Origin of the sequence: Pseudomonas marginalis, from assembly GCF_008692035.1 — a bacterium.
In the GTDB taxonomy this organism is placed as follows: domain Bacteria; phylum Pseudomonadota; class Gammaproteobacteria; order Pseudomonadales; family Pseudomonadaceae; genus Aquipseudomonas; species Aquipseudomonas marginalis.
Genome location: NZ_VTFG01000002.1, coordinates 172,389 through 195,830 on the forward strand (window position 1 = coordinate 172,389; position 23,442 = coordinate 195,830).

General features: G+C 60.6%; 20 protein-coding genes. 5 read left to right on the top strand and 15 right to left on the bottom strand.

Annotated features, from left to right (window positions below):
- Positions 1-82 precede the first annotated feature (82 nt).
- From FX984_RS20690 to codA, 4 genes are all read left to right on the top strand, one after another.
- Positions 83-706 carry an NUDIX hydrolase gene (locus tag FX984_RS20690; protein ID WP_027603137.1) on the top strand — a complete coding sequence of 208 codons (624 nt, stop codon included), beginning with the start codon at positions 83-85 and terminating at the stop codon, positions 704-706.
- A 190-nt stretch (positions 707-896) separates the two neighbouring features.
- Positions 897-2,159, top strand: a complete 1,263-nt coding sequence (gene codB / locus FX984_RS20695) for a cytosine permease (RefSeq protein WP_065939378.1) — start codon at positions 897-899, stop codon at positions 2,157-2,159.
- On the top strand, positions 2,156-3,361 hold the full coding sequence (locus tag FX984_RS20700; RefSeq protein ID WP_027603135.1) for a PucR family transcriptional regulator: 1,206 nt from the start codon (positions 2,156-2,158) through the stop codon (positions 3,359-3,361). Before codB ends, FX984_RS20700 begins: the two co-directional genes overlap by 4 nt.
- Positions 3,362-3,388: 27 nt before the next feature.
- A complete protein-coding gene (gene codA / locus FX984_RS20705) occupies positions 3,389-4,624 on the top strand; it encodes a cytosine deaminase (protein ID WP_108574786.1) in 1,236 nt (411 codons plus the stop codon).
- An 8-nt stretch (positions 4,625-4,632) separates the two neighbouring features.
- Here codA and FX984_RS20710 read toward each other — a convergent pair whose 3' ends face one another.
- The 5 genes from FX984_RS20710 to FX984_RS20730 form a co-directional block, all read right to left on the bottom strand.
- Positions 4,633-6,783, bottom strand: a complete 2,151-nt coding sequence (locus FX984_RS20710; protein WP_146478311.1) for a lipase family protein — start codon at positions 6,781-6,783, stop codon at positions 4,633-4,635.
- Between the two features lie 12 nt (positions 6,784-6,795).
- A complete protein-coding gene (locus tag FX984_RS20715; RefSeq protein ID WP_027603132.1) occupies positions 6,796-7,578 on the bottom strand; it encodes a hypothetical protein in 783 nt (260 codons plus the stop codon).
- The gene (locus tag FX984_RS20720; RefSeq protein WP_092359601.1) at positions 7,571-8,407 is read right to left on the bottom strand and encodes a DUF4123 domain-containing protein; all 837 of its coding nucleotides are present in this window, start codon (positions 8,405-8,407) and stop codon (positions 7,571-7,573) included. The genes FX984_RS20715 and FX984_RS20720 overlap by 8 nt, the downstream gene beginning before the upstream one ends.
- Positions 8,407-10,428 (bottom strand): type VI secretion system Vgr family protein, encoded by a 2,022-nt coding sequence (locus tag FX984_RS20725; protein WP_098479951.1) that lies wholly within the window; start codon positions 10,426-10,428, stop codon positions 8,407-8,409. The genes FX984_RS20720 and FX984_RS20725 overlap by 1 nt, the downstream gene beginning before the upstream one ends.
- A gap of 310 nt (positions 10,429-10,738) precedes the next feature.
- A complete protein-coding gene (locus FX984_RS20730; protein WP_092359598.1) occupies positions 10,739-11,725 on the bottom strand; it encodes a diaminopimelate epimerase in 987 nt (328 codons plus the stop codon).
- 348 nt (positions 11,726-12,073) lie between these two features.
- Here FX984_RS20730 and FX984_RS20735 point away from each other — a divergent pair, with 348 nt between their 5' ends.
- Positions 12,074-13,225: an MFS transporter gene (locus tag FX984_RS20735; RefSeq protein ID WP_146478312.1), complete on the top strand. Its 1,152-nt coding sequence runs from the start codon at positions 12,074-12,076 to the stop codon at positions 13,223-13,225.
- A 10-nt stretch (positions 13,226-13,235) separates the two neighbouring features.
- Here the strand turns inward: FX984_RS20735 and FX984_RS32785 are convergent, their stop codons facing one another.
- The 10 genes from FX984_RS32785 to FX984_RS20785 form a co-directional block, all read right to left on the bottom strand.
- Entirely contained in the window at positions 13,236-14,156 is a 921-nt protein-coding gene (locus FX984_RS32785) for a type III secretion protein (RefSeq protein ID WP_223841656.1), read from the bottom strand.
- A gap of 186 nt (positions 14,157-14,342) precedes the next feature.
- Positions 14,343-14,498 (bottom strand): type III secretion effector protein, encoded by a 156-nt coding sequence (locus FX984_RS20745; RefSeq protein ID WP_098480019.1) that lies wholly within the window; start codon positions 14,496-14,498, stop codon positions 14,343-14,345.
- Between the two features lie 291 nt (positions 14,499-14,789).
- A complete protein-coding gene (locus FX984_RS32790; protein WP_081744363.1) occupies positions 14,790-15,239 on the bottom strand; it encodes a hypothetical protein in 450 nt (149 codons plus the stop codon).
- 771 nt (positions 15,240-16,010) lie between these two features.
- Positions 16,011-18,416: a TonB-dependent siderophore receptor gene (locus tag FX984_RS20755; RefSeq protein ID WP_098479953.1), complete on the bottom strand. Its 2,406-nt coding sequence runs from the start codon at positions 18,414-18,416 to the stop codon at positions 16,011-16,013.
- 97 nt (positions 18,417-18,513) lie between these two features.
- The gene (locus FX984_RS20760; RefSeq protein ID WP_043293201.1) at positions 18,514-19,467 is read right to left on the bottom strand and encodes a FecR family protein; all 954 of its coding nucleotides are present in this window, start codon (positions 19,465-19,467) and stop codon (positions 18,514-18,516) included.
- Positions 19,468-19,496: 29 nt separating this feature from the next.
- Positions 19,497-19,997, bottom strand: coding sequence for a sigma-70 family RNA polymerase sigma factor (locus tag FX984_RS20765; protein ID WP_027603123.1), 501 nt, complete (start codon positions 19,995-19,997; stop codon positions 19,497-19,499).
- A gap of 91 nt (positions 19,998-20,088) precedes the next feature.
- Entirely contained in the window at positions 20,089-20,724 is a 636-nt protein-coding gene (locus FX984_RS20770) for a CGNR zinc finger domain-containing protein (protein ID WP_146478313.1), read from the bottom strand.
- A gap of 96 nt (positions 20,725-20,820) precedes the next feature.
- Entirely contained in the window at positions 20,821-21,435 is a 615-nt protein-coding gene (gene cysC / locus FX984_RS20775; RefSeq protein WP_146478314.1) for an adenylyl-sulfate kinase, read from the bottom strand.
- Positions 21,432-22,661: an MFS transporter gene (locus FX984_RS20780; protein WP_027603121.1), complete on the bottom strand. Its 1,230-nt coding sequence runs from the start codon at positions 22,659-22,661 to the stop codon at positions 21,432-21,434. The genes cysC and FX984_RS20780 overlap by 4 nt, the downstream gene beginning before the upstream one ends.
- A 10-nt stretch (positions 22,662-22,671) precedes the next feature.
- Positions 22,672-23,442, bottom strand: coding sequence for a class I SAM-dependent methyltransferase (locus FX984_RS20785; RefSeq protein ID WP_146478315.1), 771 nt, complete (start codon positions 23,440-23,442; stop codon positions 22,672-22,674).

Genomic DNA, 23,442 nt, shown 5'->3' on the forward strand with positions numbered 1-23,442 from the left:
TCGGCATTACCCTTGCGGGTTTTTTTGTGCCTCCCGTAGCCCCCTTCCACCCTTGCCCTTCTTCGCGACCGAGGAGATGTCCATGGAAACTACCTGGCTGGCCCAGGCCAAACGCTTGCAAGCCTTGGCCTCCACGGGGCTGCACTTTTGCACCGATGATTTCGAGCGCGAACGCCTGGAAGAAATCGCCGAGATTGCCCACAGCATGCTGGCGCAGCTGGGCAATGTGCCCCTGGAGCGCATCACCGGGCTGGTGTCGGATTTCGCCCAGCGCTATTCGACGCCGATGATCGACGTGCGTGGCGCGGTGATCGAGGGTGAGCGGATTCTGCTGGTGCGCGAGGCCACCGACGGTTGCTGGGCGCTGCCCGGTGGTTATGCCGATATCGGGTTGTCGGCGGCGGAAAACATCATCAAGGAAATTCGCGAGGAAGCCGGGCTGAGCGTTACTGCGCGGGCGCTGTATAGCGTCACCCACAAGGCCAAGGGGTTGTACCGGCCGGATGTGCGGGATTTCTACAAGTTGTATTTCCTGTGTGAACGGGTGGATCAACTGGCGCCGGTGGCCGGGTTCGAGACCACCGAGGTGGGCTTTTTCAGCCTGGACGAGCTACCGCCGCTGTCCCGTGGACGCACCATCGAAAGTGATCTGGAGGCGGCGTTCGCCTTTCATCGCGGCGAGACCACGCAGACGCTGTTCGACTGATCCAATTTGTATCACTGCTGCACCGCTTTCGTGCCCGACTGGGCACAGCGAACACTCCCGCCTGCGTTCCCCGCCTGTTTGGCTATAAATACTGTGCACGGTGCACAGCGGCGACCGTGCGCCTGTCACTGCCGGTGATTTGGCACGCCCGGTGCAACAGGCCTGCGTCACTCATTCAGGGAGCACGCACATGACGCAGCAAGAACCGGGCAACGATTACCCCTTAAGCGAAGTCCCCATGCATGCGCGCAAAGGCCTGGCGTCGACCGCCATGGTGCTGCTGGGCTTTACCTTTTTTACCGCGACCATGTTTGCCGGCGGCAAGCTCGGGGTGGCGTTCAGTTTCACCGAGATGCTCGGCGTGGTGGCCCTGGGTAACCTGCTGTTGGGTATCTACGCCGCAGGCCTGGGTTACATCGCGTTCAAGAGCGGGTTGAACTCGGTGTTGATGGGCCGCTTCTGCTTTGGCGAGGTGGGCAGCAAGCTCAGTGACTTGATCCTCGGGTTCACCCAGATCGGCTGGTACGCCTGGGGCACCGCCACGGCGGCCGTGGTGCTGGGCAAGTATTTCGAGCTGAGCCAGGGCAGCGTGCTGGCGTTGATGGTGCTGTTCGGCCTGGTGTTCTGCGCCACGGCCTACGTGGGTTATCGCGGGCTGGAGATCCTTTCCTACATCGCGGTGCCGGCCATGGGCCTGTTGCTGTTGCTGTCGATGTGGGTCGCCACGGTGAAAGTCGGCGGGCTGGATGGGCTGCTGGCGGTGGTGCCGACCGGCGAGCTGGATTTGTCCACCGCGATCACCCTGGTGTTCGGCACGTTCGTCAGCGGCGCCACCCAGGCCACCAACTGGACGCGGTTTTCCCGCTCGGCCAAGGTCGCGGTGCTGGCCAGCCTGATCGGGTTCTTTATCGGCAATGGTTTGATGGTGCTGATCGGCGCCTATGGCGCGATCGTCTACCAACAGCCCGACGTGGTCGAAGTGTTGCTGCTGCAAGGCTTCGCCATGGCGGCAATGGCCATGTTGCTGCTCAATATCTGGAGCACCCAGGACAACACCATCTACAACTTCGCCGTGGCCGGCTGCAACCTGCTGCGCACCAAGCGCCGCAAAACCGTGACCTTGGCGGGTGCGGTGATCGGCACCCTGCTGGCGTTGCTGGGTATGTACGACATGCTGGTGCCGTACCTGATCCTGCTGGGCACGGTGATTCCGCCGATTGGCGGGGTGATCATGGCGGACTTCTTCTACCGCTGGCGCGGCCACTACCCGCGCCTGGCGGATGCGCGCCTGCCAGCCTTCAACTGGGCCGGGCTGGTGGCGTACGCGGTGGGTACCGTGCTGGCGTTCAACTCGCCGTGGGTCGCGCCGTTGGTGGGCATCGCAGCCGCGTCGCTGACCTACGTCGCACTCACCGCCGTGCTGCGCGTGCCTTTGGCTGATGCCCGGGCATGAGCCTGACCATTGCGGAGGTACTGGCGTTGCCGGGGCTGGAATCCATGCGCCTGCGCGCCGGCGCTGCCGCCCTGGATAACGTCGTGCGTTGGCCTTATGTGGCGGAAAACAGCGGGATCGCCGAGTGGGTGCTGGGCGGTGAATTGGTGTTCGTCACCGGCATCAACCACCCACGGGATGAGGCCAACCTCCTGCAACTGCTGGACGAAGCCTGCCAGCGCCAAGTGGCCGGGTTGGTGATCCTGACGGGAGCGGCGTATATCCAGGCGATTCCCCAGCGCTTGCTCGACGCCGCCGAAGCCGCCGGCATGCCGCTGATCGAGCAGCCCTACTCGCTGAAAATGGTGCTGGTGACCCAGGCGATTGGTTCGGCGCTGATCCAGTCCGAGCAACTGGGACGCTCGCGGCACGACGTGCTGGAGCGCTTGCTGAGCGGGGATTATCAATCCCTGGATTTGCTGCTGCATCGGGCCGTGCAATTGAATATGCCAATGGCCGGGCATTGGCAGGTCGCCCAGCTGCAATTGGAAGGCAGTGAGCTGCTGTTTGCCCAGGGGGACGCGGCACAGGTGGAGGCACAGCTGGCGCGACAACACGACGGTATCAGTCGGCGCTTGCGTCAATTATCGGCGGTACTGCCGGTACTGGGGCGCGCCGGACAATGGACCCTGCTGCTGCCGGCACCGGATGCCGTCACGGCCTTGGCCAACCGCCAGCAACTGGCCAACTGGCTGAACCCGCTCAACCTGCGCCTGGCGCCGCTGAAATTGTTTATCGGCCTGAGCGCCGCTGCACACCCACCCGCGCGCCTGGCCCAGGCGCAGGACGAAGCACGCCAGGCATTGGTGGCGGCACGACGCTTCAGCGAGCGTGCCGGGCTATGCGTGTATGACGAACTGGGCGTGCTCAAGCTGCTCAGCGGTGTCCGTGATCGCGCCCTGCTCGACCAGTTCCTCAATGAACGCCTGGGCCCGCTGCTGCGTCACGACCTGCACCACGGCCCCAGCCTGATGCCGACCCTGGAAGCCTGGTTTCACGAGAATGGTAACCTTGTGGCTGCCGCCCAGCGCCTGGCCTTGCACCGCAATACCCTGACGCACCGTGTCCAGCGCATCGAAGCCCTGTGCGGTCTGACACTGGATAACGCTTATGACCGCCTGGACATCGGCATCGCCCTGATGATCTGGCGGCTGTCTGCCTGATTGTTTTTAGCCAAGAGGAACTTGCCCATGCACATCATCAACGCCCGCCTGCGCAACCGTGAAGGCCTGCATGATCTGCACCTGGAACACGGCCGGATCGCCAGCATCACCCCACACACAACAGCGCCGGCAGTGGGGCCCAATGACCTGGATGCAGCCGGCAACCTGGTGATACCGCCCTTCGTCGAACCGCATATTCACCTCGATGCCACCCTCACCGCCGGCGAACCGCGCTGGAACATGAGCGGCACCCTGTTCGAAGGCATCGAGTGCTGGGGTGAACGCAAGGCCACCATCACCGAGGAAGACACCAGGTCCCGCGCCAAAAAAACCATCCAGGCCCTCGCCGCCCACGGCATCCAGCATGTACGCACCCATGTCGATGTCACCGACCCCGACCTCACGGCGCTCAAGGCCATGCTGCAAGTGCGCGAAGAAAGCTCGCACCTGATCGACCTGCAAATCGTCGCCTTTCCCCAGGAAGGCATCGAGTCGTACCGCAACGGCCGCGAACTGATGGAAGAAGCCATTCGCCTGGGCGCCGATGTGATCGGCGGCATCCCCCACTTCGAATACACCCGCGACCAAGGCGTGAGTTCGGTGAAGTTCCTGATGGACCTGGCCGAACGCACCGGCTGCCTGGTGGATGTGCACTGCGACGAAACCGACGACCCGCACTCACGCTTCCTCGAAGTACTCGCCGAAGAAGCCCGCAGCCGCGACATGGGCGCCCGCGTCACCGCCAGCCACACCACGGCCATGGGTTCCTACGACAATGCCTACTGCGCCAAACTGTTCCGCCTGCTGGGGCACTCCGGGATCAGCTTCGTCTCTTGTCCCACCGAAAGCATCCACCTGCAGGGTCGCTTCGACAGCTTCCCGAAACGCCGTGGTGTCACCCGGGTCAACGAGCTGCTGGAGGCCGGCATGAACGTATGCTTTGGCCAGGACTCCATCGTCGATCCCTGGTACCCGCTGGGCAACGGCAACATCCTGCGCGTACTGGAAGCCGGTTTGCACATCTGCCATATGCTCGGCTACCGCAACCTGCAAAGCGCCCTCGACCTGGTGACCGACAACAGCGCCAAGGCCATGGCCCTGGGTGACCGTTACGGCCTTGAAGCCGGGCGCCCGGCCAACCTGCTGATCCTCTCGGCCGACAGCGACTACGAGGTGATTCGCAGCCAAGGGCTGCCGCTGTATTCGATTCGCCACGGCAAGGTGTTGATGAAGCGCCAGCCCGCGCAGGTGGAGTTTGTCTAAGCACCCAGTCAGACGATTGAGTCGAGATCCAGCGGCTGTGCCCTCCCCAGCTCACTCTGCGCAGCGGGAGGGATGCTCGCGACCTGAGGCAACGCCTGGTTTTCACGATGGCGGAACCAGCGCTTGAGACTGGGTTGCAGGTTGGAGCAGTGGCTATGGCTGCCGTAGACATCACGCGCTTCAAGACGACGCCAGCGCAGGGTTTGCAGGCGTTCGCGACTGGTGTACAGGCGGTCGATCTCAGCGTTCAGCGGCTCATGGTATTCATAGGCACGGTCGTTGGCCGGGCGCTGTCGAGTCAGTTCACGCCGCTTGTCTTGCAGTTGCTTGCCCATGGTCGCAAGGGCGTGGTCGAGCAGTTCAAACTCCCGTTGGGTCACCAGAGGACCGTTGCTATCCACAGCCTGTTGCCAGCGACGCAACGTCGCCCAGGCGGCCGGGATGTAGCTGGCGGTCATGAAATGCTGCTTGTATTGCACCAACTGTTTGATCAGGCCTTCGCGATCGGGCATGTCACCGCGCGTTTGCCATGCCCGGTTGCGGCCGGCTTCTTCAATGGACTCGCAGCCCGGCTTCCACAGCACGGACGAATGCGTACCGTCCGGGAGCACGATCGGCATGAAGTGCTGTTGATCGCCGTGGTGTTGGTAGGGGTTGCCGCCAATACGCACCAGGCCGGCGGGGAACAACAGGCCCCCGGCCGTGGGGGCGCTGAATAGCGTGACGGCACCGGGGATCCAGAGTTTGGCGGTGGTGTTCATCCAAGGCGCCGGGACGCTGGGGACCGGGTCGTTGTGGTTGACGATGCGGTGGTGCACCAACGCGGAAGCGCCGGCAGTGAACTCGGCATCGGCGGCGCGGGGGGCGCCGTAGGTGTAGAGGAGGATGTTGTAGTGAGCGTCGGGAATTCGGCGCAGCCCCTCAGCCAGAAGCAACGCGATGGCGCCGCCAAGGCTGTGACCACATATAACTATTCGTTGCCCGACATGAAACTGGTCGAGGTATCGCAGCACGAAGTTACGTACCGCTCGGTAAGCCTGATAAAATCCCTCATGCGCCTTGCCTACGCCATCGATGAAGGGCACTTGATGGGCGTTGGCATCTCGCAATCCATCAGATGGGCTGGCGGTGCCACGCACCGCTATCAGCATGACCTCATCGTGGTGGGTTATGAAAGCCTGGGTATCAGTACCGCCTTTTTCGTCATCGAAGAAGTGCAAATGCGCAGGGTGTTCCTGTTTTTCCTCCAACTCCGGACGATTTTGCGGATACAGCTCAGGATCGAAGGGAAGAATTTCAAAACGCCGTGAGTAAGGTACATCCTCATAAAGCGGATAAAAACGTCGCACTTGCTCCGGATCAACTCGCCAGGCTTGGTGAAACCCAGATAGTTGTTCAGCAAACAAATTTCCAACACTGGGATCCAGTGGAAAGCGCACTTGATCAAATGGTTTGTCTGGGGGCTCCTGGCCAAAATCGCAGTAACTCAACGCCGCAAACAGTGCCAATTGGTACAGGTTCAAGGCACAGAAGCGGTCTTCCGTGGATAGCATTGGACGCAGGGCTCGCAGTGGACGTACTTCGAGAACAGTGTGATTGCTCGGGAACAACACCACCCCTGATAAGGAGGGTTGGGACGGACCGAACCCCAGATCAGCCATCATTTTTAGGGCATGGCGTTTGGGTCGGTAAGCAGTGGGTGTCACGGCAGGTAGATGGGAGCCCTGACGAACCAAGTCGCTCACTTCAACCTGATAAAAGTGGTCAGCTTTCTGCCGCGCAGAATTGCTCTCGGTTTGCTCACCGCTGGATTTTGAAAATTTCGTTTGTTCAGCTCTGACCTGAAGGTCGGTGATGGGTAACGGATACTTTTCTCGCCTCTGCAATGTCGAATAGTAGCTCCCCAACTCCTGATACATAGCATCGAAAACCAACACTACAGGACCACGGCAGTGCCCCTCTAATCGTACAAAACCATCTCCATTCAAACGGCCTGCGTATCGCTGCCCTGCACTGTCAAAAATTTCATAGTTGAGCCCTCCATAGGCTTTCCCGTCACCGGACTCGTCCACTAGACAAAAACTCAGCCAGTCTCCACGCAGCGTACAGGCGGGAATTTTTTCGTTAAAAAACGGTTTTTTCCATTGTTCTATCGTCATGCCTGAACATCCTTATTCACTGCAACTTGGATATATGTCACATACACGCCCATCGGGCATTTTGAAGGATTTGAAATCTGTAGTGTTACCCCCACAAAACGCGTACTGGTCCTCAAAGCTTTTGCCTCGACAGCGTTTCCACCCTTGAGAAAAACGAACCCAGTTATCGCCCATATAAGGTCGTTCCTCACTAATGAGGTTCAGCTTTATCACTACCTTTTTCCCACCCAACTCATCTCGCGAAAAAACACCGTTCGAGTGAGTTTTATATCTTTGCCCTGTAGCGCCCAGCGAATTACAGTTCAGAACCTTTCTGATCGCATGTATCGGCCCCACAGTCCGAAACAACCACTGACATTGCCAAGACAGTTCCTGAACTCCCGACTCCGGCATTCCAGGCCTATCACCCTCCAGACGATCCCGAATCGAAATCCCCGCAATATCCCCGCCAACATCCGAATCCCGCGTACCCCACTTAGCGTAAAAATCAAACTCCACATTGCGTAATACCAGCGGACACCCCTGTACCGTTTCACTCAGCGGTAACTCATAACTCGCCCGACTTGCCACCGGTTTGTACTCGGTAAAAAAAACCTTCCTCTCCGGCCTCTTGCCTCGGCGCCTTGGCAAGGTGCAGGTCTCACCCGTTGCGGGCCCGTAGTTGGCGGCAGTTTTAAGTTCAAATTCCGCCGGTAAATCCACCTCCAACGTAAAGCGATCAACCGGCTTCATCGCACACCCCGAAAGTCCCGCCGTTGCCAGTGCAAGCAGCACGCCCCATACACGCTTACTCATCCTTGTTCTCCAACATGAGCCACTGCTGCTTAACTCGTTCAAAGTGATCCTGCGGTGTTTCTCCAACCGTCGGCTGCCAACGAATCCCACTGCTGCGAGTGGCCTCTTCCAACCGTCGCACGACCAGAAACTCCAACTGTTCCGGCTGGCTCCATCGCCAACTGCGAGCCTGTTCCAACACTTGGGTCAGCCAGACCCTGGGGTCTTGGAACTCAACCAATGCCGCCAGATCTTCACTGCGTTCAGCCAGCAGGTAACGCAGGATATTGGCGTGCAGGATGGCGCTGGCATTCGGGTTGGGCGTGTTCAGCCAGGGGGCTGGCTCGGGCACCGGATAGTCACCGGGGGCAGGGTTGTCGCCACAGTGCCAACTGCCTTCATGCCAGTAGCACACACTGATCAGTGGGCCGAGGAATGCTGGCCAGTGTTCAAGGCCCAGATGGTTCAGTGCGCGCGCCAACGTACGATTGTCGTGAAGGCGGTACAGCGTCCGGTTATTCTCCGGTCCGACCAGCAGCCGGTCGCGCCAATGCCGGGACATGTCCGTCAGGTCCGCGTCTGGCAAGCTGCCCAGCCAGCCCCAATTCATCTCTGGTTCTTGCAGAAGATCGAGCAACGCGGGCTCCCCTACCTGATCCAGCAACAGGATCACGGGGCCAGCCATGGCCATTTCCGCCAGTGGGGTTTGTGCGTAGAGGCGGCAGTACGCTGGAAAACCGCGTGCCGCCAACATTGGCTGGCACGCTGCGTGATTTCCCTCAAGCATCAGGCACAGCCTGTGCCCCGCCTGTTGCTGTTGGCTCATCCATCGGCTTGGAAGGTTTTCCATCAGGCCGCCCTCCCGCCGACAGTGCAGAGGCCTTCGCGGCAGTCCTCGCATAGCGGGCAGAAGTCCGCATCCAGTTGCCTGGCCAAGTGCATGATGGCGCCCTGTGTGGCGGAGATTTTCGGGCTCTGCGCAACCAACAGGGCGTTCGCCGACCTGGTCGCGGACGGGGTTCCACCGAGGGTGATGGGCCGACTGCTGAAAATGCCGCCTGCCTGGATCACCAGGTGCTCTCCGCCGGCCTTGAAACTCAGTTGTACGCCCGCGTCGATAACCAGGCTGGCGCCGGCCTTGAGATGCACCTGTTGCCCGGCTTCAATCATCAGGGTTTGCCCGACATAGGTCCGGCTGTCGCCCTGCACGTCCAGATGATCGCTGGCGTTGAGTGCAACCTTGCGGTCACCGGTGACGTGACGATGCTCCTCGCTTTCCAGGTGCGCCGTACTTAACCCTCGGATGATTTCACGCCGCTCACCGGCCACTTCCAGGCGACTGTCATGCCCCACCTGCTGCTCCAGGTCCCGCTGGGCACGAAGGTAGATGAGCTCCTTGCCACGGCGGTCTTCCAGGTGCAATTCGTTGCCGCCGCCTCCGCCCGGGGTGCTGCGACTGCGCAAGACGCTGCGGGTCTTGTGTTGCGGCAAGGAATAGGTCGGCATGTGCAACGCATTGGCCAGGCAACCGTTGATCAGCGGCTGGTCCGGGTCGCCCTCCAGGAACGTCACCAGCACTTCCATGCCCACCCGCGGGATCATCGTTGCGCCAAACCCGTCTCCGGCCCAACCCGATGCCACCCGCACCCAACAACTGCTTGTGTCATCGCTCTTGTCCAGTCGGTCCCAGTGAAACCGTACTTTCACCCGGCCGTATGCATCGCAATGCACCTCCTCGCCGGCAGGCCCGGTCACCGTGGCGGTCTGGGTGCCGTGGATGGTCGGCTTGGGGTACTTGAGAGGGGGTCGATACGGCGCACTCCAGGGTGTCGCGGTGAAACGGTTGCGATACCCCTGGAATGCATCCACCTCCTCACCAGTCGCATCCTCCAGCACCTGCGGTTGATAACCCTCGTGACGGATCGAAGTGATCAACCATAAATCATTGCAGGCCGGATCCGGATGGTCGTGCAGCTCAAGAAAGTGCCCACTGCGCAGCACCGCTTGGTCGCTCTTGCCCAATGCACGATATCGGCCGATCTGAAGGCGCTCCAACCCCCTGCGCGCCAGGCGAGCCCCCCGTGCATGGCCGGTAAACCCAGCCGGGTAGCGGTAGTCCTCAAGGGGTTGCGCTGAGGCAGAACCCGCGCTGTCTTGCAGGCATAAGGACGGATGCTCGAAGTCATGATCACGACGCACCGTTCGCTGGCTGCGGGTCGCCAGGCGTACGTCGAAACGCTGGATAACCCGTGTCTCGGCCAGCGGGCCGCCGGCAGCTGAATAACGCTGCGCAGGCAGGCGCTGAAATACGGTCTGGTCGTCGCCAAACACCAGCACATGCTGGTGCTCGCTGTGACGGAAGTGGTAGTGAATGCCCTCCTCTTCACACAGCCGCTGGATGAAATGCAGGTCGGTTTCCGCGTATTGCACGCAGAACGTCCGCGGCGGGTAGACCACCGGCCCCAACTCAAAGGCGTAGCGGTCGGCCAGGATGCCGTGGTGTTCGAGGACTGCCGCGATGATCTGCGGAACACTGCGCTGCTGGAAAATCCGCTGGTCGCGTCGATGGGCAAGGTAGGCGAGACTCGGCGCCAATGTCAGGTGATAGCGGGTGAGCCGCCGCCCGGGGTCGTCGCGGCCAATCGCGTAAACCTGCCCGTGCAGGCCTTCATTCGCATCGCCAAAAACCAGGTAGGCAGGCTGGTGGAGCAGTGACTCCAGGTCCAGCGAAGGGTTTTCGCTGACCACCTGCACCTGGATGAAAAACGGCTGATCAAGCACCTCCTGACCGTTGAACGCCAGTACTTGAAAGTCAGTCTTTATGCCTGGAAGGATTAATTTGAAACGTGACGAAACAAACGCGTTAACCATCCGTTGTTACCCGCCAATATCGATAGTTATTACCGGACTGAGATACCTCCCCCGCCAAACATGAAATAAGTTGCCGAGGAAAAGCGCCTGAACGCCTTGAAGCTTAGCGTTTCCAGGAAAAAATCGGCCCCGAAAAAATAAAAAAGAAGTTTCGTACGACTGAGATTGAAGTGTCTTTTACAAAATAATAAATCGAGTCAATGAGCCACTTCTTAAACATAAGAAATGCCCTACACCAACTTTTATCTGATCAATTAATCAATAGCGAAACAGCTGACACCCACTCAGGGCGTCAACTGCTCAAAAGACTTCATGCCCGAGGCAGTGCAGTCCCGAACAGACTGACGCTCAGCAGCGTATCGACCTGGGTATGCAAACGTACCGGCGCAGTGCCACCCGGCATCACCACCGCGACTTCACCCCCCTCAACCCAACCCGCTCGCCACGCCGCACAGGCGACGGCACTGGCGCTGGTGCCGGAGGACGCCGTGGGGCCCTCTCCCCGCTCGAACACCCGGGCAACCACCCGGTTGCCGGATTGCCTGGCGACCCATTGCAAATTGACGCCGGCCAAGCATGGCTCGCCGCTTCCTGCCGGGGGGGCGAAGGCAATTGCCTGCAACGGTTCGAAAAGCGCTGGCTGTTGCATCTGCAGATTGTCCGGCAAGGCTGACAGGTGTTCGACCAGGGTCACACAATGAGGATTGCCCACACGCACAAACTGACTGTGCGCCCACTGTGGGTTGATCGCCGCCAACGCCTTCACATGGCTCAGTTCAATGTCGCCTTGGAACACCTGCTCAACCCCCTGCGCCCCCACGGCCGACGGCCCGAACCCGGGCAAACCCAATGCCAGCCAGAATCCAGAGCGGTGCCCATAGACAGCAGGCTCGACCCGAGTCACCAACGGCGACACCCCGTCAGGCTGGTCATGATGCACGCGCAAATCACAGGCCTCGGTCATCAAGCCCTGGTCAGTAAGCGCCTGGGCAAAAATCGTCAACCCATTGCCACTGCGCTCGGCCAGGGAGCCGTCGGTGTTCACGATCAACAGGTCAAACGGCGGCTCGGCCTGGAACGGGCCCACCAGCAAGCCATCGCAGCGGTGAGCCTTGGCATCGACCGGGCGCGGTATCGAACCCCACTCGCATTCGGAGCTTATGGCTGATGCAGCCCAACCCTCGCGAGTCCTCGCGGCCTGTGCGGCGTTATTGGGCACCTCGATACCCTGCTGTCGTAAAAACGCCGGGCTGGCGACCCCGTAAATGTTGCCACGTGCGTCATAGAACTGGGTCATGGCGCCACTTGCCTTGCAATCTTCATCGGTGCGTCCGCTCGGTTGCCTACAGGGTTGGACCAGCAGCGTATTACACAATGCAGGGTATGTGGGAGGCGGCCTGGAAGGTGGTAATCCACCGTGCAAAACCCGGGGGTTCACCAGTTCCCACAGGGATTACACACCTTCCAGAACGCCTTCTGCAAAGACACTTCGTGTGTGGTTGCCAACGCCCATGGCGTTCCCGAATTGCAAAAAGAAATCATCGCCGCTGATCTCGGGGGGGAACCCGGCTCGCCCCCAAGGGCCTGATGTGCAAGGATATCGCGCCGGACATCGTTCGCTGAACGCAAAACCAAGGATTTTTTCATGACTGCCATCCTCACCTCAGCACCCGTGGTTCCCGGGCGGCTGGAACAAATGTCGACCCGTATCGCATTTTTCATCGCCGGCTTCGGCATTGCTGCCTGGGCGCCGTTGGTGCCATACGCCAAAGCACGCGCCGAACTGAGTGAAGGCACCCTGGGCCTGCTGCTGTTGTGCCTGGGGGTGGGGTCTATCATCGCCATGCCGGCCGCCGGTGCGCTGGCGTCTCGTTATGGCTGCCGACGTGTGCTGAGCGCCGGCACGATCATGATCTGCCTGGCCTTGCCCATGCTGGCCACGGTCAGCTCGATCCCGTTACTGATCGCCGGATTGTTCCTGTTTGGCGCGGGCCTTGGCACGGTGGACTCCACGGTGAACCTGCAAGCGGTGATTGTTGAGCGCGCCAGTGGCAAAACCATGATGTCGGGCTTCCACGGCTTGTTCAGCCTGGGAGGGATCGTCGGCGCGGCCGGGGTTGCCGGGCTGCTGGGGTTGGGTCTGTCACCTCTGCAGGCGACCCTGGTGGTGATCGTCATCATGGCGCTGGCGCTGCTCAAGGCCGGGCCCCATTTGTTGCCCTACGGCAGTGAAAGTTCGGGTCCGGCATTTGCGATCCCCCACGGCGTAGTACTGTTCATCGGCTGTCTGTGCTTTATCGTGTTTTTGGCAGAAGGCGCCGTACTGGATTGGAGCGCCGTGTTCCTCAGTGCCGAACGCGGTCTGGACGAGGCCTACGCCGGCCTGGGTTACGCAGCCTTCGCCCTGACCATGACTGCCGGGCGCCTGACCGGCGATGCCATCGTGCGGCGCCTGGGCGCAACCCGCGTGATCGTGATCGGTGGTGCACTGGCCACTGCTGGCATGTTGCTGGCAACGTTATTGCCAGCCTGGGAAACCGCATTGCTGGGGTATGCGCTGGTAGGTGCCGGTTGCTCGAATATCGTGCCGGTGCTGTACACCGCCGTCGGCAAGCAAACGGTGATGCCGGAACATATTGCCGTGCCTGCCATCACGACCTTGGGGTATGCCGGGATTCTTGCCGGCCCCGCAGTGATCGGCTTCATTGCCCATGGCAGCAGCCTGAGCAGTGCCTTTGTGCTGATCGCAGTACTGCTCGCCGGTGTATCCCTGAGCGGCAAGGTCCTCAAGGTATGACCCCCGCACATCAGCGCGCTTTGCGGGCCTTGTCCTGTTCCAGCCAACGCTCGAGACTTTTGTTACTGAGCCAGCCGTCCTTTTGCGGCGGACCAAACAATCGTGTGCCGTTCGCACGTATCAGCGAAGGCAGCAGACCTGGCCGCTCAAGAATGTTCTTCGCCGTGTAGACACAGAGCTCGCTGTACCTGGGCCGAGGCATGCCGGAGGAAGGATCCAGCACAGGCGCACCCTCTTGATCAACGGCATGCGGGTCCTGCATGACGGCCTTGAGCATGGCGATTTCAACGTACTGGTGTTGTTCAAAGAAGAACGTCCGATCCTGCGATTTATCCCTCAATTGTTCGAACTGGCCCTGCAGGGCCAGCACCACCTGGGTATTGCCCTGGGCATGGAACGGGTCCTGGCTGAACACACTTGGCGAGCTGTTCCCCTGTAGCGTTTGGGCGGCCGCCCTGAGACTGTCCCGGGTGATATCGCCGTCGCGGCTCAAAATTGCATCGCTCAACCGCGGGCGCTTGAGAATCTCGCTGACCACTTGAATCGTCCGGTCCAACTCCTCGCTTTCCCCCATACGTTCGTCTGCAACACGCTGCAATGACGAGCAGGTCAAACGCCCGTCGTTCAGGAAGGGGTACAGCCTGCCAAAATCCTTTTCCAGGGCCAACGCCAGTTGGCTGTCGGTGGACGTTACGCCGGGCTGGGCGAGGTTCGCGCGCGTAGCAGCGGGCAGGTTCTGCAGCGCTCGCTGGCGCAGCACCGACGTTGTCCCGCGCAGCACCAGAGGCACCCGCGACACGCCGTCGGGGCGCGCAGGAACAGCACCCTGCCAGGTTCCAGAGGGCGTGAGCGGCGCTGGCACTGTAGACCGTAAAGCCGGCTCGTCCAGTGCCAAGGGCAGACCATGAGGGGGTACACCCTCGATCGTCATGGGTTTTCTCCAACGCGTTTCCGATACATACCTGCCCGGTGATCACCACCCCCAGACGGAATCAGCGAATGGATTCCACCGGCAAGTACCCCATGTGTGGTTGGACAAACACAACAGTTCCGGACAACCGATGAATACCAATGACAGCATGTAAACAACGACCAGAAGGTACGGAGATTCCCACCCTTACCGACGCAACCAGGTCGTCAGGCTATTGATCAGCCTGGAATATCTGGGGGCCTTGGCGTCATCACTCGCGACCTGCCCGGTCGCGAGCATGCCCCGGGAAAAGTCTTCCTCGACCGGCGCCTGGAATTTACGCTGACCGGCAAAAGCCCTCATGCGCCTGGCTTCGACAGCATGCACATCGGCCGGGGCCGGGGGCTCGTGCGCAACGATGTCACCCGTGGGTACAGTCGGATCGCCATCATCCGTATTGCGAAAGAGCTCATGACAGCTGGGCTGGGGCGGGTGAAACGAGCTTGACGTCATTTGCTAGCCCTCCACACGGAATCTGAAAGCCGACCGGTTTGATCAAGGCCGGTGCCTATGAACTATGTGGTCAGTCGGCGTAAACAGTTCCTGACAAAATTGAGCCAGGCACGTCATTCAATGGCGGCGCCTGGCGGGCGGTCAGCGGGAAAGCTGATAAAGCGCTTGCCAACTGATCCGGCCGTCATCATCACGACCGGCGAGATTGTCCATTTTCCTCAACACGTCACTGCGCTTGAGCATTTCCTGGGACAGTTGGATCAGATGATCCATGGGCGAATCGCCTGTCTGCTCCTGGGCCGCCAGGCTCCTCAGGTGGTTGAAGCTCAGCTCCCGCTCCCAGGGATTACGTTTCAACTCGTCGAAATGCTCAAGCATTTCACCGGCCATTTCCTTGTCGGTCTTGTACTTGAAGTAGTTTTCCCCCTTGACCACGATGTTCACATTTTGCCGGTCGATCAGGCCATCCAGTGCACCGGTAGAAGAGTGCCGGTCCAGGGCGCCCATCACTTCCGGACGTCGTAGCAATTCGTTGGCCAGGCGAATGTTCGCGTTCGTGACCGGATTGGGAGACCAGGTTTTTTTCGCCATCCCATAGATACTGTCAACGCTGACATACCCAGGGTTGCTGCGGTCCCTGAAGGCATTGAAATTGTCACGTAACTGTTGCGCCAACTCGTCATTGCTTTTCAGCGAGTACGTCGGATCAGGCCAGCCCGGCGCGGGTGGATACGGTTTACCCACGCTAGGATAGGGGCGTGGTGGCGGATTGCTGCAGCCAGGACTCGGCCTCGGCGGCGGACTGCAGCAGCCAGGATTCGGCCTCGGCGGCGGATTGCAGCAGCCAGGACCTGGTTGTGGGCGATTCCAGCCAAACCAAGGGCCCATCCAGTGTCTGACCGTATTCATCAGGCCCTGCGCAGCCGGCGCGCTGGAGTGACGCATCACGTTGTCAGCAGCACTCTGACGGGGGGCCTGCGAAGAGGGCGCGCCGAACACGGGCCCCCTCTGGTTTTCCCGAGGCAGGAAGCTGACGTTTGCAGCCGTTTGGCCGTTGGAGGCAGTCGCTGGCCGAGGGGCTTTGACCTCAGGCCTGGAAGTGGCCTGCAAAAGGTCAGAGGTTGATGAGGTAGAGGCCTGTGTATCGGACACCAATACCGACATAGTTTTCTCCATTACAGTGGGCGCGATCTTCAGCTTGCCGCTCCAACGCAACGTCGAAGCCCTTTAGCTTTCCCATGTGTGGCAATTCTGTCGGAAACGGTTCCTGAACCAGCCGCAATATGCGCTGCGAGGATGTAAGAAACAGGACAAACGATCGCAGCCTCTTGCAAGACTGCGACTTTTCCAAGCCGATAAAGGTCAGAACCCGACGCTGGCCTGTACAAAAAACGTACGCGGCTCGCCCAGGTACAGCCCGGCATTGTTGTCGCTGGAGCGGGTGTAGTGCTGCTGGTCAAAGACGTTTTTCACCCCCACCCCCAGCTTCAGGTTCGACAGTTGTTCGCCAAAGTCGTAGCCACTGCGCACGTTGACCGAGACATAGCCCGGGATATCACCGTACTGCCCATCGGCGGTGCCCTGGGTAATGTAGGTGCTGGTGGTACCCGGTGCACGCTGTCCGGACTGGGCGTACACATCCAGGTTGTGGGTCCAGTGGTTGACGTCGTAGCGCAGGCCCAGGGTTGCCACTTCCCGGGAATACAGTGGCAGGTCGCGCCCTTTGAACGGTACGTCACCTTCGGCGGTAGCCTTGGTGTAGGTGAAGCCGGCGTTGGCGGTCAGGCCGTCCAGGCGAGGGTCCAGGTTCGACAAGTCATAGTGGGCCGACGCTTCGATGCCGGTGTGCTTGGTGGCGCCAAGGTTGGTCCAGCCCACGGCATTGCTGACGTATTGCAGCTCATCCGAGAAGTCGATGTAGAAATACGTGAGTTCCCCGCCCCACACACTGTCGTTGTAGCGCGTACCGACCTCATAGGTCCTGGCTTTTTCCGGGTTCAGGCCGCTGGCGGTCTGGTCGCCGCTGCCGCCTTGTCCGAGTTGGAAGTACTGCAGGCTGCCGAAGGAGGTTTCGTAGTTGGCGAACAATTTCCACGCATCGGAAAGGTGGTACATCACGCTCAGTGCCGGCAGCGGTTCCCGGCTATGGACCTCGCGGCGTTTTTCCTGGGTGCGGGGCCCCGTAAGGGGGATGACCGGACGGTCGTGCCATTCGGTGCGGATGTCTTCAAAACGGATGCCCGGGGTGACGGTCCACTTGCCGATATCGATCTTGTTGTCCACATAGAAGGCGTTGGCCTCGGTGCCACCGGTGCGATCCTGGTAGACGTGACCATCGCTGCGGCCACCCGGCGTCGGCACGTTGTTGATCAGGTTCAGGCTGGTGGCCTGCTCGTGCATGCCTTCCTTGAGGTAGCGGTAACCGACGCTGACTTCCTGGGTGCTGGGGCCCACGTCGAATACATGGGACACCCGCGGCTCGATGCCGAAGGTGTAGTAGGTGCGCGGGTAGGACCCGAGGGTCGCGAGGTCGCGGTTAGCGATGTTACTGCCGCGGAAACTGTCGGAATAATAAGTCAGCACTTCGGCCTGGGTCCGGTCGTCGATCTGCCGGATGTACTTGAAGGACACGTCTTTGCGACGCCCGCTGAAATTGTCCCAATCGCGCACCGACTGGTACGGGTTGGCATCGAACTGTTTCTGGGTCAGCCCGCCGGGCATGTCGGCGCTGGCGTCGTAATAGTGGAAGTTCAGCGAGAAGTCGTCCTGGTCGGTCGGCGCCCAGTGGGTCTTGAAGATCACGTCGTCGATGTCGTTGCCGTTGTTGCTGTTGCGGTAGCCGTTGCCATTCACTCCGGAGTACAACAGCGCAGCGCCGATGCCGTTGTCGGCAGTGCCGCCGATAAAAGCGCTCTCGATGTGCTTCCAGCCACCATGGGCTGAAGTTTGCAGGGTGGTGCCGACTTCACCGGAGAATTTCTCGGGGATCGCGCGGGTCACGAAGTTGATCACGCCACCGACGTTCTGTGGCCCATAACGCACGGAACCGGCGCCGCGTACCACGTCGATGCTGTCCAGGTTGCTGGCGGTAATCGGCGCCATCGACAGTTGTGGCTGGCCATAGGGCGCGAATGCCGCCGGCACCCCGTCGATCAGCACGGTGGAGCGTGGCGACAGACGTGATGTCAGCCCGCGTACGCCGACATTGAGGGAAATATCGCTGCCACCTGTGCCGTTGGATTCCTGCACCTGGACCCCAGGCATACGACGCAGCACATCACCGACATTCATCGCGCCCTGCTCCACCATGGCTTCGCGGCGAATCACCGTACGCGCGCCCGGGTGGTTCTGCACCACTTCGGCATTGGCATCCCCAAGCCAGTCGCCGACCACCCTGATGTCGGTGGCACCCAGTTCCAGGGGCGAACCGGCGTCACCGGCGCCGCTGCCGAGCGGGCGCAGGGTCACGGAACCAGCGTCGATCTGATAGTCCAGGCCACTGCCTTGCAGCAATTGGCGCAGGGCCTGTTCCGCCGACAGGTTGCCGTCTACTGCGGGGGCCTGCTTGCCGGCGACCAGGTCGGGGCTGAAAAACACTTGCAGGGACGTCTGCTGCCCCAGTTGGCTCAGCGCGCTCCCCAGGGGTTGGGCCTGGATATGGATAGCGTCGCCAGCATAGGCTGCCGGCACTGCGGCACTGACAGCGAGCGCAAGGGCAAGCGGCGCCCAGCGGGAGATTTTATTGTTGTGAACGGCACAGTTTTTCACGTCGACCCCAGTCCTGTAATCGCAAGAGTATGCGGCTGTTAATGCAAACCAGTTGCAGCTGCAGGAGAAGACGAAGAACTCGGAAAAAACCTGAATCTCAGCGCGAAATAATTTCCTGGCTGCCATCCGGCAGGGTTCGCAGGGCCACGGGCAGGATATGGGGCAAAGCCTTGAGCAAGGCATCGGTATCATTGGCCTTGAACACACTGGTCAGTCGCAGGTTGCCAACGGCGGGTGTGCTGACGCGCAACGGGCGCTCGCGATAACGCGACACCTCACGGGCGACTTCACCCAGGGAGGCGTTGTTGAACACCAGTTTGCCGCTGCGCCAGGCCGTCAGTTCCTCGGTATTCACTGCGTAGGACGCTGCCACCAGGCCTTGGTCATTGATATGGGTCCCCAGCCCCGCCGTCAGCGTCACCCCCTCGTTCGGCGAGCGCCCTTGCACCTTCACCGTACCGGCCTCGACCACCACACGGGTCTGGTCGTCATCGCGACGCACATCAAAGCGCGTTCCGGTGACCGTCACCTGCCCTGCACCGGCGGCGACCACAAAGGGACGGCGGGTGTCATGCTCGACACTGAACATGGCCTCGCCCTGCTTGAGTTCAACACTGCGGCGGCCTTTTTCGTAGTGCACCGAGACAACACTGCGGCTGTTCAAATCCATCGTCGAGCCGTCGGGCAATGCCACCTGGCGATGCTCACCCAGGCGCGTGCTGAAATCGGCCCGGTAGGGCTTCGGATGATCAAGGCCGCTGAACAAGCCGAGCCCCAAGGCCACGGCGACCACACTGGCCGCGACGGCGTAACGCAACACGCCGCGACGTTTTGGACGCTCGGCCGACGCCTCGCCCAACGCCTGCAAGCGGGCCTTGGGCACCAGGTCGGCGGCGCTCCACAGGCCTTGCAGCACATCGAATTCATATTGGTGTTCGGGCTTTTCACTGCGCCACGCATCGAAACGCTCGCGCTCGGTGGCGTCCAACCCAGCGTCTTGCAGGCGTACAAACCATTGCGCGGCTTCGTCGCGGGCACGGTTATCCATCATGGAAGGTCCTGTTTCAGAGCGAGCGTGTGTCATGGGGCCATCGCGTCCAGGCGCTCTCGCAAATGCCGCAGGGTGCGGATCATATACTTTTCCACCATGTTCTTGGACAAGCCCAGGCGCTCGGCGATCTCCTGCTGGGTCAGGCCCTCGATCTTCTGCCAGATAAAGATCCTGCGGCAGTTGAGCGGCAACTCGGCCAATGCCCGCTCGATGGAGTCCGCCAGCTGGATCGCGTGCATGAAATGCTCCGGGTCACCGCCGTGGGGCTGGCTCTGATCAAAGGCTTCCAACGCCATGGCTTCCCGCCGGTCTTCGCGTCGGTAGGCGTCCACGGCGATATTTCGCGCAGTTTGATGCAGATAAGCGCGCGGTTGCTCTACCTGGGAGGCGGTTGTCTCCAGCACTCTCACAAAGGTGTCATGGGCCAGGTCCTCGGCCTGCTGACGGTTTCTCAGGCGGCGTGTCCAGGTGCCGATCAACTCTTCGTAGTGCTCGAAAAAGCCTGTTCTGCGGGGCGGCTGAGGGATCATCGCGAGGGCACTGGGGAGGCGGGGCGTGAATAGTAATGCTTCCTATTAAGTGGAGCAATTGCTACCCGTCGACCGCGACATTGCCTGGCAACTAAAGCGCCTGTTTAAGGCGACTCAATTTCTCCCGGCTGCCGCACACGCTCATCTGGCACCATTTGCGCAGTTTGTTCTTGGAGATATCCATGAATAGCCAATCACAGTCGGTGGCCGTGCAGCACTTCAGCACGCGAAGATCACCGGACACCAGCAACTGCGTGGCATCGATCGCCAGGCGCCCGATCAACATTGCACTCAGTTCCTGGGCAGAGGTGCAGGTTTTCCACGCCCAGGCCGGTGTCCCATCAACCATGCGCAGCACCCGCCAGGCGGTGCCTTGCTGGAAATTCAGGTTGATCTGCTGCAAGGCGTCATCGGCCGCAGCCTGGCGCAAGGACAACGGGTAAAACACGGCATACAGGCATTCGCGGAACGCAATGATGGCATCCAGATCCGGCTGGTAGGAAATAGGCGACTCAAACACCATGGCCTTGTATTCAGCGAACTCCTGGGCGGAGATCAGCGAGGCGTGCAGCGCCCATTCAAAGAAAAACTGAAAACTGGTGAGCCGCTCTTCCATGACCTTGAGTGGGGAACCAGGGCGGCGGCCGTTGGTGGTATTGATGAAGTCCAATACCTGGGCCCCGCCGATCAGACGTATGGATTTTGCAGTGCCGGTGAAATGCGTCATGCCTGCTCCTGAAAAAACGCGGTATGCCTGCGATGGCGCAGATTACCTTGTTTTCCGAAGGTGCAGGCACCGCCACCGCGGCGCAAAGACCAGCGGCTATGTGCGCTCGTCGTTGCGGGCCATCCAATCGAGAATAGTCGCGACAGACTGTTCGACAGACAGCGCCTGGGTGTCCACGTGCACTTCCGGAAAGATCGGCACGTCGTAGTTCGAATCAATCCCGGTGAAATGTTGGATCAGCCCCAGGCGGGCTTTTTTATACAAGCCTTTAGGGTCACGTTGTTCCGCCGTTTCCAGCGGCGCATCCACATGCACCTCGACAAAATGCTCATTGCCGACAATGGCGCGCGCGTAGTGCCGGCTGGCCGCCGACGGTGAGATCAGCGCCACGATCACCACCAGCCCCGCGTCCAGCATCAAGCGCGCCACTTCGGCGACCCGCCGGATATTCTCGTCGCGGTCGCTGTCGGTAAAACCCAGGTCGCGGCACAGGCCGCCGCGCACCGAATCGCCGTCAATGATGCAGGTCAGGCGCCCCTGCGCCTGCAAGGCGCTGTCCAGCGCATCGGCAATCGTCGACTTGCCGGAAGCCGAGATGCCCGTCATCCAGATGACCAAGGGCTTCTGCCCCATACGCGAGCGTTCCGCGCCGTGATGGCTGAACGCAAACGCATGCAGGTTCCGCTCTGGACGTTCCGCAAACTGACTCATGGCCGCTCACCCTCCGTCCCCGCCACAGGCGGTTTACCCAACAGGAACACCATCACGCATTGCACGAACAGCAACAGCGCAACCACCCAGTAGACGGTTGCGAACGAGCCGGTCAGGTCCTTGGAGAAACCGCCCAGGAAGTTGCCGCACACGCCCCCCAGGCCGATCAGCACATTGGCAATGCCGAATGCCTGGGTCAGTCGGCTGACTGGCACGATTTGTCCGATGTAGCTGGGGACAAGCCCGAAGATGGGGTAGAACGCCAGCGCAAACAAAAATGCCGCCAGGTAGAACAGCGGGAGGCTGTTGAAACTGAACACCAGGGTGGCGGCCAGCCCCGCACTCAGAAAGCACATGGCCAGCGACGCCCTGACGCCCACCTTGTCGGCGATCCACCCCACCAGAAAGCCCGAGGCCATGCCCACCGCACCGATGGTGGTCCAGACAAACCCGGCGTCCTGCACCGACACTCCCAACTCGTCCCGCAGGAACGGAGCCAGGTAAGTCTGGAACGGCAACAGCGCCATCCCGTTCAAAAACGCAATGGCCCAGGTCAGGTACAGCGAGCGACTCAACCAAGGTGCATGACTCTCGAACGCCGTCGAACGCGGCCCGGAAAAACCGGCGCCCTTGTCCGCCACCAGGTTGCGCAGCAGAAACCAGGCCACCACGCACAGGGCCACCGAGATCAGGCCCGCGGTGAGCCAGATCGAGCGCCAGCCGCCCTGCAGGGTGAGGAACGACACCAGCAAGCCATTGATGAACACGCCGTAGCTGGTGCCGCTGGAAATCAGCCCCATGACCCGCGAGCGATTCCCCGGGCTGAAGCCCTTGGTGACAATCTCCGCCAACGGGATGTACACCGAGGCCGAGCAGCCGCCGAGCAAAATCAACAGCGCCCCGGACAGCCAGATACTGTTGCTGACACTCAGCCCCAACAGCGCCAGGGAGGTCATCAGCGTCGACACCAGGCTGATTTTCCAGCCTTCGAAAAAACGGCTGATATAACTGGTGACCGATGAAAACAGCAGGAAGCCGATCTGCGCACCGCCGGTGATCAGGCCCACCGTGGTGTAGTCGAAACCGATATCGCGGCGCATGTCCACCACCAGGTTGGCGAACAGGTAGACACCAAACCCGTAGGTACTGGCCACGAACCCGGTCAACACCACCGCCAGCACGACGCTGTCCAACGGGCGCGCGCTACTGTGTACAAGTGTGCTCATCAGGTACTCCTTAAACGGCGCGTGCGGTGTGGATGACAAAATCACAATTCATCATGTCGTAGTCACGCTGGAAATCCCCGTAACTCTCATGGGCGCAAAATCCGGACTTGAGCACCTCCCCCTTCAACTCGCCCGGCAACAGCGGATAGACCTGCAACCGGTACTGCTCGGCGTCATCAAAGGAGTAGATGAACTCACACACGTGCTCATCCACCTGCCCCAGGCCGACGGATGCCTGCGTGCCGCAGTAATAGTAATGACCGCTGGATTTGAACTTGCCTGCGCGAATGGCAAAGAAGTTACGTTGATCCACAATCAGCAAGCCACCCGGATTGAGCAATGCCCTGAATTTCTCCAGCACCGCCAACCGTTCATGGGCTGCAAACACATGGCACAGCGAACTGCCCAGGCACACCACGGCATCGAAGCGCCCCAGTTCGGCGGGATCGAGGGCCTGCCAATCCCGATAGTGCGATTCGATCGCCAACCCGCGTTGCCGAAAATTCTCCCGGGCCTTGGTCAACATCGTGCTGCTGCCGTCCGTGGCGACGACATCGAACCCCGCCTGCTTAAGCTGGACCGCATGAAAACCACTGCCCGTGGAGACGTCGATCACCGACTTCACGCCGTGCTGCTTCAGCAGGTTTTCAAAGAACCCGTTCTCCCCCGCCTTTCTTTTTTCCCAGTCGATCAAGTCATCCCAGCGCTCGACGAATTTTTTCGAGTATTGCGTGGCGTAACTGGCGACTTCGCTGTGCTTGTGCCGCGACATTTGATTCAT

Bases quoted from the DNA above. Each gene is read 5' to 3' on its own strand.
- FX984_RS20690 (WP_027603137.1), top strand. From the start codon at position 83: ATGGAAACTACCTGGCTGGCCCAGGCCAAACGCTTGCAAGCCTTGGCC.
- codB (WP_065939378.1), top strand. From the start codon at position 897: ATGACGCAGCAAGAACCGGGCAACGATTACCCCTTAAGCGAAGTCCCC.
- FX984_RS20700 (WP_027603135.1), top strand. From the start codon at position 2,156: ATGAGCCTGACCATTGCGGAGGTACTGGCGTTGCCGGGGCTGGAATCC.
- codA (WP_108574786.1), top strand. From the start codon at position 3,389: ATGCACATCATCAACGCCCGCCTGCGCAACCGTGAAGGCCTGCATGAT.
- FX984_RS20710 (WP_146478311.1), bottom strand. From the start codon at position 6,783: ATGACGATAGAACAATGGAAAAAACCGTTTTTTAACGAAAAAATTCCC.
- FX984_RS20715 (WP_027603132.1), bottom strand. From the start codon at position 7,578: ATGAGTAAGCGTGTATGGGGCGTGCTGCTTGCACTGGCAACGGCGGGA.
- FX984_RS20720 (WP_092359601.1), bottom strand. From the start codon at position 8,407: ATGGAAAACCTTCCAAGCCGATGGATGAGCCAACAGCAACAGGCGGGG.
- FX984_RS20725 (WP_098479951.1), bottom strand. From the start codon at position 10,428: ATGGTTAACGCGTTTGTTTCGTCACGTTTCAAATTAATCCTTCCAGGC.
- FX984_RS20730 (WP_092359598.1), bottom strand. From the start codon at position 11,725: ATGACCCAGTTCTATGACGCACGTGGCAACATTTACGGGGTCGCCAGC.
- FX984_RS20735 (WP_146478312.1), top strand. From the start codon at position 12,074: ATGACTGCCATCCTCACCTCAGCACCCGTGGTTCCCGGGCGGCTGGAA.
- FX984_RS32785 (WP_223841656.1), bottom strand. From the start codon at position 14,156: ATGACGATCGAGGGTGTACCCCCTCATGGTCTGCCCTTGGCACTGGAC.
- FX984_RS20745 (WP_098480019.1), bottom strand. From the start codon at position 14,498: ATGAGGGCTTTTGCCGGTCAGCGTAAATTCCAGGCGCCGGTCGAGGAA.
- FX984_RS32790 (WP_081744363.1), bottom strand. From the start codon at position 15,239: ATGGCGAAAAAAACCTGGTCTCCCAATCCGGTCACGAACGCGAACATT.
- FX984_RS20760 (WP_043293201.1), bottom strand. From the start codon at position 19,467: ATGATGGATAACCGTGCCCGCGACGAAGCCGCGCAATGGTTTGTACGC.
- FX984_RS20765 (WP_027603123.1), bottom strand. From the start codon at position 19,997: ATGATCCCTCAGCCGCCCCGCAGAACAGGCTTTTTCGAGCACTACGAA.
- FX984_RS20770 (WP_146478313.1), bottom strand. From the start codon at position 20,724: ATGACGCATTTCACCGGCACTGCAAAATCCATACGTCTGATCGGCGGG.
- cysC (WP_146478314.1), bottom strand. From the start codon at position 21,435: ATGAGTCAGTTTGCGGAACGTCCAGAGCGGAACCTGCATGCGTTTGCG.
- FX984_RS20780 (WP_027603121.1), bottom strand. From the start codon at position 22,661: ATGAGCACACTTGTACACAGTAGCGCGCGCCCGTTGGACAGCGTCGTG.
- FX984_RS20785 (WP_146478315.1), bottom strand. From the start codon at position 23,442: ATGAATCAAATGTCGCGGCACAAGCACAGCGAAGTCGCCAGTTACGCC.